7 protein-coding genes are annotated in these 13,943 nt (G+C 75.9%); all 7 read left to right on the forward strand.

Annotated elements, in window-relative coordinates:
• Positions 1 to 627 precede the first annotated feature (627 nt).
• The 7 genes from M1O15_RS09235 (at position 628) to M1O15_RS09265 (ending at position 13,932) form a co-directional block, all read left to right on the forward strand.
• Positions 628 to 7,863, forward strand: coding sequence for a non-ribosomal peptide synthetase (locus tag M1O15_RS09235; RefSeq protein ID WP_248632808.1), 7,236 nt, complete (start codon positions 628 to 630; stop codon positions 7,861 to 7,863).
• Entirely contained in the window at positions 7,860 to 8,066 is a 207-nt protein-coding gene (locus M1O15_RS09240; RefSeq protein ID WP_248632809.1) for an MbtH family protein, read from the forward strand. The genes M1O15_RS09235 and M1O15_RS09240 overlap by 4 nt, the downstream gene beginning before the upstream one ends.
• Positions 8,067 to 8,222: 156 nt before the next feature.
• Positions 8,223 to 8,651: a cobalamin B12-binding domain-containing protein gene (locus M1O15_RS09245; protein ID WP_248632810.1), complete on the forward strand. Its 429-nt coding sequence runs from the start codon at positions 8,223 to 8,225 to the stop codon at positions 8,649 to 8,651.
• Positions 8,648 to 10,951 carry an amino acid--tRNA ligase-related protein gene (locus tag M1O15_RS09250; RefSeq protein ID WP_248632811.1) on the forward strand — a complete coding sequence of 768 codons (2,304 nt, stop codon included), beginning with the start codon at positions 8,648 to 8,650 and terminating at the stop codon, positions 10,949 to 10,951. The genes M1O15_RS09245 and M1O15_RS09250 overlap by 4 nt, the downstream gene beginning before the upstream one ends.
• A complete protein-coding gene (locus M1O15_RS09255; protein WP_248632812.1) occupies positions 10,948 to 12,291 on the forward strand; it encodes a glutamate synthase-related protein in 1,344 nt (447 codons plus the stop codon). The genes M1O15_RS09250 and M1O15_RS09255 overlap by 4 nt, the downstream gene beginning before the upstream one ends.
• On the forward strand, positions 12,288 to 12,614 hold the full coding sequence (locus tag M1O15_RS09260; protein WP_248632813.1) for a hypothetical protein: 327 nt from the start codon (positions 12,288 to 12,290) through the stop codon (positions 12,612 to 12,614). The genes M1O15_RS09255 and M1O15_RS09260 overlap by 4 nt, the downstream gene beginning before the upstream one ends.
• A gap of 43 nt (positions 12,615 to 12,657) precedes the next feature.
• The gene (locus tag M1O15_RS09265) at positions 12,658 to 13,932 is read left to right on the forward strand and encodes an MFS transporter (protein ID WP_248632814.1); all 1,275 of its coding nucleotides are present in this window, start codon (positions 12,658 to 12,660) and stop codon (positions 13,930 to 13,932) included.
• Positions 13,933 to 13,943: the final 11 nt, after the last annotated feature.

The following is a 13,943-nucleotide window of genomic DNA, read 5'->3' on the forward strand; positions in this document are numbered from 1 at the left end:
GCGGCCCGGCGGCGCCTGGCCGGGCGCGCGGGCCGGAGTCGCCCTCCCGAGCTGGGCGAACGCAGGACCGGCGGTCGCCACGCGGGCTGTGTCCAGGGATGCGGTACAGGGACGGCGCCTCGGGCGGGAGGTACGCGGAGCCTTCGGCCGCCCTGCGGCGTGAGCCCGGTCCGGGACGCGGCCCGTGAATCGCCCTCCCGGGTGCGGCCGACGGCAGGGGAGCCCGTAGCCGGGGTCGCTCATCCTCCGCGTCGCGCGGAGGGCCGTGACATGGCGACTACCCGCCACCGAAGCGGCGCGGCGGGGCATTCGCGGCAGGTGTGCCTTCCCGGCGGGCGTTGAGCCCGCACCGCGGCGCATGCCCTCCTCCGAGGCGAGGCTGTCCAAGGTGTGCGGGACGAGAGGCTGAGCGGCCGGGGCCGGACCGGTGCAGGCCGGCGGACCCGGCCCGGAAGCCAGGCCGCCGGCGGCAGTTGGCGGCGGCAGTGGGGGGTGGGGGAGCTGCCGGAGGGACTGCCCGCCGGGGCGGGTGGGCGCTCCTAGCGTGGTGGGCGGATCAGGGGCGAGGAGCGAAGCGGCCCCCGGTCCCGCCCTCTGCCACCGCCTGCCCGCCCTGGAGGCCATGCGATGCCCTCGACCGCCCCCACCGCCTCCGCCGTGCTGGACGGCGGGCCGGCAGACCACCCGGCGCCCCGGGCCCTGGCCCGGATCGACGCCCGGACCGCCGAGAGCGCCGGGCGGACCGCACTGGTGCACGGTGAACGGCGGGTGACCTACGGCCAGCTCGCCCTCGCCGTGGCCCTGCGCGCCGACGAACTGGCCGCCCAGGGCGCCGGGCCCGGGCGGCTGGTCGCCCTCCACCGCCCCCGCTCCGTCGAGGCGGTCGTCGGCATGCTCGCCGCCCTGCGCACCGGCGCCGCCTGCCTCCCGCTCGACCCCGCCGCCCCGGCCGCCCGCAACGCCGCCATCCTCGCCGACTGCACCGGCCGGGAACTGGCGCCGACGGACGGCGAGACCGTGCTGCCCGGACCGGGCGTCCCCGAGGACACCGCGTACGTCCTCTACACCTCCGGCTCCACCGGCACCCCCAACGGCGTGGTCGTCGGGCAGCCGGCACTCGCCCAGTTCCTGGCGGGCGCCACCACCGCCTACCGCATCGGGCCCGAGGACCGGGTCCTGCAGTTCGCCCCGCTGCACTTCGACGCCAGCGTGGAGGAGGTGTTCTGCACCCTCGGCGCGGGCGCCACCCTCGTTCTGCGCGAGGACGAGATGCTGGACGTACCGGGCCTGCTGGCCGGCTGCGCGGAGCACGGGGTGACCGTGCTGGACCTGCCCACCGCCTACTGGCACGAGCTGGCGCACGCCCTGGCCGGCGGGCTCGCCGAACTGCCGCCGGCCGTGCGCACGGTCATCATCGGCGGCGAGGCCGCCCTGCCGGAACGGCTCGCCCAGTGGCGGCGGGCCGTGGATGGCGACCGCGTGCGGCTGCTCAACACCTACGGGCCCACCGAGGCCACCGTGGTCGCCACCGTGGCCGACCTCTCCCACCACTCCGGCGGCCCGGTGCCCATCGGGCGGCCGCTGCCCGGGGTGCGGGCCGCCGTGGTCGACGGCGAGCTGTGGCTGCTCGGCGGCGGCCTGGCCCACGGCTATCTGGGCCGCCCCGCACTGGACGAGCGCCGCTTCACCCGGCTGGACGGCGCCCGCGCCTACCGCACCGGGGACCTGGTGGAGGTCCTGCCGGACGGGCAACTCGCCTTCTGGGGCCGCGCCGACGACGAGGTCAAGATCAACGGCCATCGGGTGGACCCGGCCTCCGTGGAGGGCGTGCTCACCGGCTGCCCGGGGGTCCGCGAGGCCGCCGTCATCGCCCGGCGCGGCCCGGACGGAGCCAAGCACCTGGTGGCCTTCATCGTCCCGGAGGGGGCGGAGGGGGCGGACAGGGGCGGGGCGGTCAGGGCCGGGGGGGACGGGGCGGATCCCGAGGGGGCGGTTCCGGTTTCCGGCGGGTGGGCGGGTGAGCTGCGGCAGGCGGTACGGGACCGGCTTCCGGCCGCCGCCGTGCCCGCCGCGTTCCTGCTGGCCGGCGCCCTGCCCCGTACGTCCTCCGGCAAGATCGACCGCAAGCGGCTGCGCGCCGTGTCCGAGCGGCCCGGCGGGACCGAGGGGCGGGATGACGGGCACGGCGACGGGGCGGTCTTCGACGGGGCCGTGCTGCCGCCCGCCGAGCGCGTACCGCTCTCCTACGCCCAGCGGCGGCTGTGGTTCCTGGACGGCCTCGAAGGACCCTCGGCCACCTACAACCTGCCCGTGGTGCTCCGGCTGGACGGCGTGCCCGACCGGGAGGCCCTGGCCGCCGCGCTCAGCGATGTCATCGCCCGGCACGAGGTGCTGCGCACCGTCTACCCGCTGGCGGACGGCGAGCCGTACCAGCATGTGCTGGACCCTTTCCCCGTACCGCTGCCGGTGGTGGAGTGCGCCCCGGGGGAGACGGCGGAGCGGGTCGCCCGCTTCACCGGCTCCACCTTCGACCTGGCAGGGCAACCGCCCCTGCGCGCCCGGCTGTTCCTGCCCGGTGACGGCACCTCCGTGCTCGCCCTGCTCACCCACCACATCGCCACCGACGGCTGGTCGCTGGGCCCGCTGCTGCGCGATCTGCGCGAGGCCTACACCGCCCGGCTGGCCGGAGGCGCGGCGCCGGAGTGGGAGCCGCTGCCGGTGAGTTACGCCGACTACACCCTCTGGCAGCGGGAACTGCTGGAGGATTCGGAGGCCTCGGCGGAGTCCACGGAGCACTGGCGGACCGCGCTGGCCGGGATGCCGACCATGCTGGACCTGCCCGCCGACCGGCCCCGGCCCGCCGAGCCCACCGGACGCGGCGCCACCCTCCGCGCCGCCCTGGAACCGGCCGCCCACCGGCGGCTCATCGCCCTCGCGGCCGAGCACGGCGCCAGCACGCTGATGGTGCTCCAGCCCGCGCTGGCCCTGGCGCTGCGGGCCGTCGGCGCCGGGTCGGATCTGGCCCTCGGCACCCCGGTCGCCGGGCGCGCCGACGAGGCGCTGGACGAGCTGGTCGGCCTCTTCGTCAACACCCTGGTGCTGCGCACCGATGTCTCCGGTGACCGGCTCACCCCCGGCGGACTGGTCGCCCGGGCCCGGGACTCGGCCCTGGCCGCCTATGCCCACCAGGAGCTGCCCTTCGACCTGCTGGTGGACCGGCTGCGCCCGGCCCGCGACCTCTCCGCCAATCCGTTCTTCCAGGTCATGCTGGCCACCCAGGCCCAGGAGGGGGAGGAGGCGAGGGAGTTCGGCGGTGGGCTCAGCGCGGCCTTCGCCGATCCGGGCGTGGCGCAGGCCAAGTTCGATCTGGACGTCAGCTGTGTGGAGCACCCCGGTGGCGGTGGTCTGGAGGTCTGGTGGAACTACGCCGAGGACCTGTTCGACGCCCCGACCGCCCGGCTGCTGCTGGATGTCTTCCTGCGCTCACTGGAGTGGTTCGCGGGCGGCCGCCCGGGATGTGCCGAGGACCTGGTCACCGAAAAGGAGCGGCGCTCCTTCGAGGAGCGGCGGGCCCGGCTCGCCGCCGCCCGGGCCCGGGCCGCCGACCGGCCCCCCGCCCCGGCCGCGCCCGCCTCCGCCGTACGCACCCTGCGCGGGCTCTTCGCCGAGGTGATCGGACTGGCGGGCGGCCTGGACGCGGTCGGCCCGGAGGACGACTTCTTCACCGTCGGCGGCAACTCCATGACCGGGGTCCGGCTGGTCAACCGGGTCCGCGCCACCCTGGGCCTGCCCGCCCGGGTCCGGGATCTGCTGCTCGCCCCCACCCCGGCCCGGCTCGCCGCCCGGCTCACCGACCCGGACCGGGGTACGGGCCGGGAGCCCGCCCGGCCCGGACCCGTACCGGTCGCCGCCGCCGACCGGCCCGAGCGGGTCCCCCTCTCGTACGCCCAGCGGCGGCTGTGGTTCATCGACCAGCTCCAGGGGCCGAGCGGCTCCTACAACATCCCCTTCGCCTCCCGGCTGGACCACCCCGTGGACCCGGCCGTCCTGGCCGAGGCGCTGGCCGACACCGCGGCCCGGCATGAGGTGCTGCGCACCGTCTACCCGGCGGTGGACGGGGAGCCGTACCAGCGGGTGCCGGCCGGCACCCGGCCGGTGCTGGAGCGGGTCACGGTGCCGGCGGAGGAGCTGGACGCGGCGATCGCGGCGGCCACCGCCCGCCCCTTCGACCTGGCGAACGAACTGCCGTTCCGCGCCTGGCTGCTGGACACTCCGGACGGTGGTCACGCCGGCGGCCAGGTGCTGGTGCTGCTGGTGCACCACATCGCCGCCGACGGCTGGTCCACCGGGCCGCTGCTCGCCGATCTGAGCCGCGCCTACCGGGCCCGTGCCGACGGGCACGCCCCGCGTTTCACCCCGCTGCCGGTGAGTTACGCCGACTACACCCTCTGGGAGCGGGAGTCGCTGGCCGGTCCGGAGGTCGAGAGGCATCTCGGCTGGTGGGAAAGGCAGTTGGCCGGGGCGCCGGCCGTGGTGGCGCCGGTCGCCGCCCGCCCCCGGCCGGCCGAGGCCTCGCACCGGGGCGCCGCCGTCCCGCTCACCCTGGACGCCGCCGTCCACGCCCGGCTGGCCGCGCTGGCCCGGCGCCATGGAGCCACCCCGCTGATGGTCGCCCAGGCCGCGCTGGCCGCCGTGCTCACCCGGCACGGCGCCGGCACCGACCTGCCGCTCGGCACGGTGGTGGCCGGACGCGAGGACCAGGCCCTGGACGACCTGGTCGGCTTCTTCGTCAACACCCTGGTGCTGCGCACCGACACCTCCGGCGACCCGCGCTTCGGTGAACTGCTCGACCGGGTCCGCGACACCGATCAGGCCGCCTTCGCCCATGGGGAGGTCCCCTTCGACCTGGTGGTGGAGCGGCTCAACCCGGCCCGCTCCACCGCCCACCACCCGCTGACCCAGATCATGGTGCAGGTGCAGCCCGCCGAGGACGGCCCGCCGCCCGGATCCCCGCTCAGCGGTACGCCGGTGGGGCCCGGCCCCGGCTCCACCAAGTTCGATCTGACGCTCGCGCTGCGCGAGCGGCGGGACGCGGCCGGGGCACCGGACGGGCTGGACGGTGTGCTGGAGTACGCCACCGACCTCTACGACCCGGCCACCGCCCGGGTACTGGCCGCCCATCTGGCCCGCACCCTGCGGGCGGTGGCCGAGGACCCGGCCCTGCGGATCACCGAACTGCCGCTGCTGGCCGAGGAGGAACGGGAGCGGCTGCTCGGGGCGGGGCGCACCGACGCCCCGGAACGCCCGGAGGGGGCGCGGCTGCTGCATCGGCGGTTCACCGAACTGGTGCGCCGCGCCCCGGGTGAGACCGCCGTCGCGTACCGGGAGGAGCGGATCGGGCGTGCCGCGCTGGACGCCCGGGCCAACGCCCTCGCCCATCGGCTGATCGAGGCCGGGGTGCGCCCGCACCAGGCCGTCGGGGTGCTGCTCGACCGCACCCCGCACCTGCTGGTCGCCTACCTGGCCGTACTCAAGTGCGGGGCCGCCTATGTGCCCGTGGACCCCCGGCTGCCGGAGGCCCGGGTCGCCATGATCATGGAGGACACCGGGGCCCGGGTGCTGCTCACCGAGGAGGCGCAGGCCGGCTCCGCCCCGGTGGCCCGGCAGGTCGCCGCCGGGGTGCGCGCCCTGGCCGTGGACACCCCGGTCACCGGATATCCGCGCACCGACCCCGGGGTGGAGGTCGGCGAGGACGCCCTCGCCTACGTCATGTTCACCTCCGGATCCACCGGCCGCCCCAAGGGCGTGGGCGTCACCCACCGCAATGTGCTGGCGCTGGCCGGGGACCGCTGCTTCGGCCGCCGCGCCCACCGCCGGACCCTGGTGCACTCGGCGATCGGCTTCGACGCCTCCACCTACGAGCTGTGGGTGCCGCTGCTCGGCGGCGGGCGGCTGGTCATCGCCCCCGGCGACGGCACCGACCTCGCCGAGCTCGACCACACCATCCGCGAACACGACGTGACCTGCGCCTACTTCACCATGGGGTTGTTCCATGTGCTCGCCGACGAGGGGCTGGACACCCTCAAACTGCTGGAGGAGGTGTGGACCGGCGGCGACACCGCCTCAGCGGCCGCCCTGCAACGGGTCTTGACCCACTGCCCGGACACCGTGCTGGTGCACTCCTACGGCCCCACCGAGACCACCTTCGCCTCCCACCAGCAGCGTCTGGACCTCACCACCCGCACCCTGCCCGGGGTGTACCTCGGCCGCCCGCTGGACGGCGTCCGCGCCTACGTCCTGGACGAGCGGCTGCGCCCCGCCCCGCTCGGCGTCCCCGGTGAGCTGTACCTCGCCGGCACCCAGACCGCCCGCGGCTACCTGGGCCGCCCCGGGCTCACCGCCGAGCGCTTCCTGCCCGACCCGTTCACCGCCGACGGCGGCCGGATGTACCGCACCGGCGACCTGGTCCACCTCACCGGCGAGGGCGAACTGCGCTTCCTGGGACGGGCCGACGGCCAGGTCAAGCTGCGCGGCTTCCGGATCGAGCCCGGCGAGATCGAGGAGACCCTGGCCCGCCACCCCGGCGTGGGCCGGAGCGCGGTGGCCGTCCTCGACGACGGGCCGGCCGGCAAGCGGCTGGTGGCCTACGCCGTCCCGCGCGCCGGGCACCGGCTCACCGGCGAGGAGCTGCTGCGCTGGGCGGCCGGCGAACTCCCCGCCCATATGGTGCCGTCCGCCGCCGTACTGCTCGACGCCATCCCGCTCACCGTCAACGGCAAGCCCGACCGGGCCGCCCTGCCCGCCCCGGCGCCCACCGCCGCCCCCAGCACCGGCCGGGCGCCCCGCAACCCGCGCGAGGAGATCCTCTGCCGGCTGTTCGCCGAGGTGCTGGGCGTGGACAAGGTATCCGTCGACGACGGCTTCTTCGCCCTGGGCGGCCACTCGCTGCTCGGCGTCCGCCTGGTCAGCCGGATGCGCACCGTCCTCGGCCTGGAACGCGGCGTCCGGGACCTGTTCCGCACCCCGACCGTCGCCGGGCTGCTCGGCGACGAGCCCACCGGCTTCGACCCGATGGGCGTGCTGCTGCCACTCCAGACCAAGGGCTCCCGGCCCCCGCTGTTCTGCCTGCACCCCGGTACCGGCGTCGGCTGGCCCTACGCCGGCCTCGCCCGGCACCTCGGCCCCGACCAGCCGCTCTACGCCCTCCAGGCCCGGGCGCTGGCCGAACCGGGCCACTCACCACAGAGCGTCGAGCAGATGGCCGAGGACTACCTGGCCCGCATCCGCGAGGTGCAGCCGCAGGGCCCGTACCGCTTCCTCGGCTGGTCCTTCGGCGGCACCCTGGCCCACGCTCTCGCCGTCCGCCTCGCCGAACTCGGCGAAAACACCGACCTGCTGGCCATGATGGACGTCCATCTGCTGCCCACCGAGCCGGTACGCCGCCGGATGACCCCCGCGCAGAAGCGCGACATGCTCGTCGGCGACGCCACCGCCGAATCCGAGGACGCCCCCTTCGACGCGGACGTCCTGATCGCCCTGGTCCGGCTGAAGGACCCGGTGCTGGGCGCCCTCACCGACCAGGAGATCCGCTCGGTGATCGGCGCCTCCATCGACCACGCCGAAATCATGAACCTCTACGCCCCGCGCCCGGTCCGCACCGAACTGCTCTTCTTCGCCGCCCTGGAGGACGGGCAGACGGAGGACGGGGAGACGGAGACCGTACTCATCCGGAACTGGATTCCGTATGTCGACGGGGGAGCCGAGAACCATGTCATCGGAGTTCCGCACACCAGAATGGGCGAGCCGGAACCACTCGCCAAAATAGGCCGCATCCTTTCCGAGAAACTGAGGAGCCTGTCATGACCAACCCCTTCGACGACGCCGACGGCACCTTCCATGTGGTGGTCAACCACGAGGGGCAGCATGCCCTGTGGCCCGCCTTCGCCGACATCCCCGCAGGCTGGGAGGCGGTCTGGGGCGAGGGAAGCCGCGCGGAAGCGCTCGCCTACGTGGAGGAGAACTGGACCGACATCCGCCCCAAGAGCCTGCTCGACCGCCTCGGCTGACGCCTCGTAGCGCAATTTCCGGCGGAAGGCCGCACCCCATTTCCCGGGGTGCGGCCTTCCGTCGTTCCGCCCTATTTCATGGAGTGTCCGCACTGCCGCCGTACTTCCCCCTCCAACTGCCGCCCGGAGGCCATTCCGCTTTCTATTGTTCTCTCCATGCGACGACGGAGTCTCGATATTCTGCTGGCGGGCACCGCCTCGGATTCCCACACCTGGAACCTGGTCTACCTCCAGCTGTTCCTGGAGGAGCGGGGCCACCGGGTCGGCAACCTCGGCCCCTGCGTCCCCGACCCGCTGCTCGTCCGCGAGTGCGCCGCGCGCCGGCCCCAGTTGCTGGTCCTGGCCAGCGTCAACGGCCACGGCTACCGCGACGGCCTCGGCGCCGTACGGGCCCTGCGCCGCGCCGGACACACCCTGCCGGTCGTCATCGGTGGCAAGCTCGGCACCGCCGGCGAGGCCGACCCCGCCCAGCGCGCCCTGCTGCTGGAGGCCGGCTGCGACCGGGTCTTCGACGACGGCGACACCCACGCCCTCGGCGCCTATCTGGACACCCTCGCGGCCGTCGAGACCCGAGCCGCGGCATGACCGCGGCCGCCGCCCTCGCGCCCTCGCCCCCGGCGACCGGAGGGCCCGACCCGCGACCGGGCTCCTTCGGGGCGTTCGTGGCCCGCTGCGCCGCCGCCGGGCAGCTGGTGGTCCAGCCCCGGATGGGCTTCGCCGACCCGGAGCGGATGCGGGACGGGCTGCGGCGCACCAAGGCGGCGGCGGCCACCGCCGCGGGCACCCTCACCATCGACAGCTACACCCGGGTCGGCGACCGGGCCGCCGCCCGGGCCGCGCTCGCCGAGGGCGCGCCGCTCAACGGCTACCCCATCGCCGCCCACCCGGCCGCCCGCACCCGGGCGCTGCTCGCGGGCGTCGCCGACGCCGGCTTCCCGGTGCAGGTGCGGCACGGCTCGGCCCGCCCGGAGGCGATCATCCGGGCGCTGACCGCCGCCGGGCTGGACGCCACCGAGGGCGGCCCGGTCTCCTACTGCCTGCCCTACGACCGTACCCCGCTCGCCGAGTCCGTCGCCCACTGGGCCCGCGGCTGCGAACTGCTGGCCACCCTGGCCCCCGCGCCGAGGACCGCCCATCTGGAGACCTTCGGCGGCTGCATGCTGGGCCAACTCGCCCCGCCCGGGCTGCTGGTGGCGCTCAGCCTGCTGGAAGGGCTGTTCTTCGTCCGGCACGGCATCCGCAGCGTCTCGCTCAGCTACGCCCAGCAGACCCACCCCGGGCAGGACGCCGAGGCGCTGCGGGCGCTGCGCCGGCTGGCCGAGGAGTTCCTGCCCGCCGGGGTGGACCGGCACCTTGTCCTCTACACCTACATGGGCGTCTATCCACGCACCGCCCACGGCGCCACCCGCCTGCTGGAGGACTCCGCCCGCCTCGCGGTACGCGCCGGGGCCGAGCGGCTCATCGTCAAGACGGCCGCCGAGGCGCACCGCATCCCCACCGTCCAGGAGAACGTCCGCGCCCTGGAGACCGCCGCCGCTGCCGCCGCCCGTACCACACCGGAGCAGGCGGATGGCGGCGACAGCGAGGTCTACCAGGAGGCCCGCCGCTTCGTGGAGGCCGTGCTCGACCTCGGCGACGACCTCGGCCGGGCCCTGCGCACCGCGTTCGCCCGGGGCCTGCTGGACGTCCCGTACTGCCTGCATCCGGACAACGCCGGGCGCTCCCGCAGCTTCCTCGACCCCGGCGGGCGGCTGCGCTGGTCCGACACCGGCGCCATGCCGGTGGCCCCGTACGCCACTTCCTCCCGCCGCACCCCGCTGACCGCCGACGGGCTGCTCGGCGCCCTCCTCACCACCTCCTCCCGCTACGACTCCGACCCGCCCGCACCCGAGGGAGCAGACATGGAACACACCCCGCCGCCGCTCGGCACCCACCTCGCCTCGCCCACCCTGCGCTCGGCGATGCTGGTGCAGCAGGAAGCCCTGTACGCCGTACGGGAGTTCCTGCGCGGCCAGGGCTTCACCGAGCTGCTGCCGCCCCTGGTCGGCCCGGTCACCGACCCGGGCGGGCGCGGCGCCAAGGCGCTCGACGTGGACTACTACGGACAGCCCTACAAGCTGATGACCAGCGCCATCCTCTACAAGCAGGCCTCCCTGCGCGGCTTCCCGAAGCTGTTCTACATCGCCCCCAACGTCCGGGTGGAGCCGCCGGAGACGGCCGGCACCGGCCGCCATCTGGTGGAGTTCCACCAGATCGACGTGGAGCTGGCCGGCGCCTCCCGGGAGGACGCCCAGGCGGTCGCCGCCGGACTGCTGACCCATGTGGTCGAGCACGTCTGGAGCGCGGTGCCCGAGGTGCTGCGCGAACTGGGCCGCGAGGAGATGGACTTCGCCGAGCTGCTCTCCGGCGGGAAGTTCGACTCCTGCACCCATGCCGAGGCGGTCGCCCGGCTCGCGGGCCACGGCCACACCCAGTCCCCGGACGCCGAGATCGACTGGGCCGGGGAGAAGGTACTCTCGCTCGCCGCCGACCGGCCCTTCTTCATCGACGACTACCCCAAGGGCTCCCGGGGCTTCTACGACCGGGAGGACCCCGAACGGCCGGGTGTGCTGCGGAACTTCGACCTGATCGCGCACGGCGGCTACGGGGAGCTGGCCAGCGGCAGCGAGCGCGAGGCCGACTACGCCGCCCTGGTCACCCGGATGCGGGAGAGCGGCGAGAACCCGGCCAAGTACGCCTGGTACCTGGAGCTGGCCCGCGAGGGCATCGCCTCCAGCGCCGGCTTCGGCATGGGGCTCCAGCGCCTGGTCCGCTTCCTCACCGGGCTGGACGCGCTCTGGCAGGTCAGCGCCTACCCCAAGCTGCCCGGAGTGATCGCCCCATGAGCACCGAGCGCGCACTGACGGCGGCTGGTTTCCCCGAAGAGGCGGTACGGGCCAGGGCCCGGCGCGGCGCCGCCGAGGCCTTCCCGCCGGTGGGGGAGTACGGCAGCCGGCTGTACGGGGCCGGGGCGGCGGCGGGGTACGCGGCCGGGGACCCGCCCGGGGCCGCCGCGCCCTCCACCGGCGTACCGGACGGGCCGGACGAGCTGGACCGGATCCGCCTCGTCCCGCCGATCTTCATGCCCCGCCGGCTGGAGAAGCTGATCGACCTCGGCCGCGAGCCCACCCACGAGGACGTGGAGCTGACCACCGCCGTCGGCGGCTTCGCCGCCCCGCTGCCGCTGTACCTCTCGGCCGTCGGCTCCACCCGGGCCGGCGGCGGTGGCCTCGGCCCCGCCCTGACCCGGCAGGCGGCCCGGCTCGGCATCCCCCTGGTCATCGGCGAGAACATGGTCCCGGTGCACGGCTACCGCACCGCGCTGCTCGCCCGGGTCGCCGCGTACGCCGAGGCGGTCCCGGACGGCCTCGGCGGGGTCGTCGTCCAGCAGTCCACCGAGGACGCCGACTGCGAGGTGTGGAACCTCCTCTACAGCGACCCCGGCACCCGGGCGCTGCGCGACTCCGGCCGCCTGGGCTTCGAACTGAAGGCCGGCCAGGGCGCCAAGCCCGGTCTCGGCGGGATGACCGTGGTCGACGCGGCCGAGGCCGAGGCCCTGCGCGGCCGCTTCACCCTCGGCGAGCCGCTGGAGGAGGGTCCGGACGGGCGGCGGCTGCGCTGCGCCACCCCGGGCACCTTCACCCGGGAGATCGTCCGCCAGCAGCTCCGCTTCATGCGGAACAACTTCCCCGAGGCCCGTACCTGGGTGAAGTTCCACCCCGGCCGGGACATCGCCGAGGCCGCCGCCACCGCCTGGGCGGCCGGCGCGGACGCGGTCACCGTGGACGGCGCCGAGGGCGGCACCGGCTGGGCGCCGCGCGCCTTCCTGGACCAGGTCGGGCTGCCGCTCGCCGAGTGCCTGCGCCGGATCGGCCCGGTCCGGCCCGAGGGCGGCTGCCTGCTCGCCTCCGGCCGGATGTGGGAGGGCGCCCGCGCGGTCCGCGCGCTGGCCCTCGGCGCCCGCGCGGTGGGCCTCGGCCGGGCGGCGCTGCTCGCGGTGGACGAGGACCCGGAGGCGGGACTGGTACGGCTGGTGGAGGCGCTCGCCCTGGAGGCCCGGCTGCTCACCAGCGCGCTCGGCAAGTACCGCACCGCCGACCTGGCCCCCGAGGACCTCTGGCCCCGTCCCTGTGCTGACCCGGTCCCTGCCCCGCCCCCGCCCGTCCACTCCGGCGGCCCGCGGTGAGCGCCGCCCCGCCGCCGGGACCGCGCCCGGCTCATCGCGGGCCCGGGCGGTGGTCCGCTGCCGCCGACGGCGCGGTACGCGGTCGGTTCACCCTCACCGAGCTGCCGGGCGTCACCGTGGCGGGCGGCCCCGGGCGCGGCGCGCGCCGCCGGAACCGTACGGCCGCCGCGGCCGCCGCCCGCACCCTGGCCCGGGCCGGCCGGGGCCAGTACGGCGGGCGGCTGGAGCTGCGGGTGACCGGTCCGCCGCCCCGCCCCGCCGCGGTGGTACGGGCCGCCCGGCGCGCGGTCACCGCCGCCCTGCGCCGCCCACCCGCCCCCTGACCTCACCCTCCCCCGTCCTCCGACCTCCCCGAGAAGGTGCACTGTGAACAGCTCCCCGCCACCCGGCACCGAAGGCTCCCCGCCGCCCGTCCAGTGGGGCCGGGTCGGCTCACTGGTCGGCGGCCAGGCCGCCGTGCAGCTCGGCAGCTTCGCCCTGCTCATCGCCATGAACTGGACCGCCGTCCAGCTCGGCGGCACCGCCGCGGTCACCGTGCTGATGCTCGCCGCCACCGTGCCCCGCGCCCTGATGCTGGTCTTCGGCGGTGCCGTCGCCGACACCCTGGGGCCGCGCTTCGTGCTGCTGCGCACCACCACCGCCCGGGTGCTGCTGCTGGCCGGCGGCGCCCTGGTCACCGCCACCACCCACCAGCTGTGGCCGCTGGTCGCCATCGCGCTGGTCGAGGGGGTGCTGCTGGGCCTGGCCGGGCCGGCCTCCGGGGTGCTGCTGCCGATGTTCGCCCGCGGCGACGACCTGGCCCGCGCCAACTCCCTGTACGCCATGGTGCTCCGGGTCGCCCCCATCCTCGGCGCCCCCGCCGGGGCCTGGTTGATCACCGTCGGGGACCTGTGGCTGGCGATGGCCGTCGGCGCGGTGACGGGTGCGGTCTGGCTGGGCTGCCTGCTGCACCTCACCCATGGCTTCACCCGTCCCGAGGCCGAACCGGGCACCTCGCTGGTCCGGCGGTCCGGCGACGGCTTCCGGCTGCTGGCCCGCCACCCCCGGCTGCGCTGGATGTTCGTCGCCTCGCTCTGCCTGGACATGGCCTTCAGCTGGCCCGCCGAGGTAGCGCTGCCGCTGCTGGTCTCCGAACGGGGCTGGGGCGTCGGCGCGGTGGGACTGGTGCTGGCCGCGTTCAGCGCCGGGGCGCTCGGCTCCAGCGCGCTGGGCGCCGTACTGGCCCACCGCATCCCGGTGTTCGTCCGGCTGGTGGTCACCGGGGCCGGGCTGGCCGCCGGCATCCTCGTCATGGCGCTGATGCCCTCCACGGCCTCGCTCACCGCCGTCGCCGCCGCCGTGGGACTGCTCTCCGGGCTCAACGGGCCCGCCATCGTGACCCTCTACCAGCAGGCCGCGCCGGAGAACCGGATGGGCGCCGCGATGTCCACGCTCGCCCTGGCCGGCATCGGCACCGCGCCCATCTCCCTCGCCGTCTTCAGCTCCCTCTCCCTCCTCCTCGGCGTGCAGACCACCTGGCTGGTGTGCGGGGCGATCGCCTTCGTCTCACCGGTCGCCGCCGTGCTCGCCCTGCGCCACCCGGCCCGGGCCGCCGAGGAGCCCGCCCCCGCGGCCGAGACCCCCGTCCCGGCCGCCGTCTGAGGAGGACGCCC

Source organism: Streptomyces lichenis (assembly GCF_023218175.1).
GTDB classification, from domain to species: domain Bacteria; phylum Actinomycetota; class Actinomycetes; order Streptomycetales; family Streptomycetaceae; genus Streptomyces; species Streptomyces lichenis.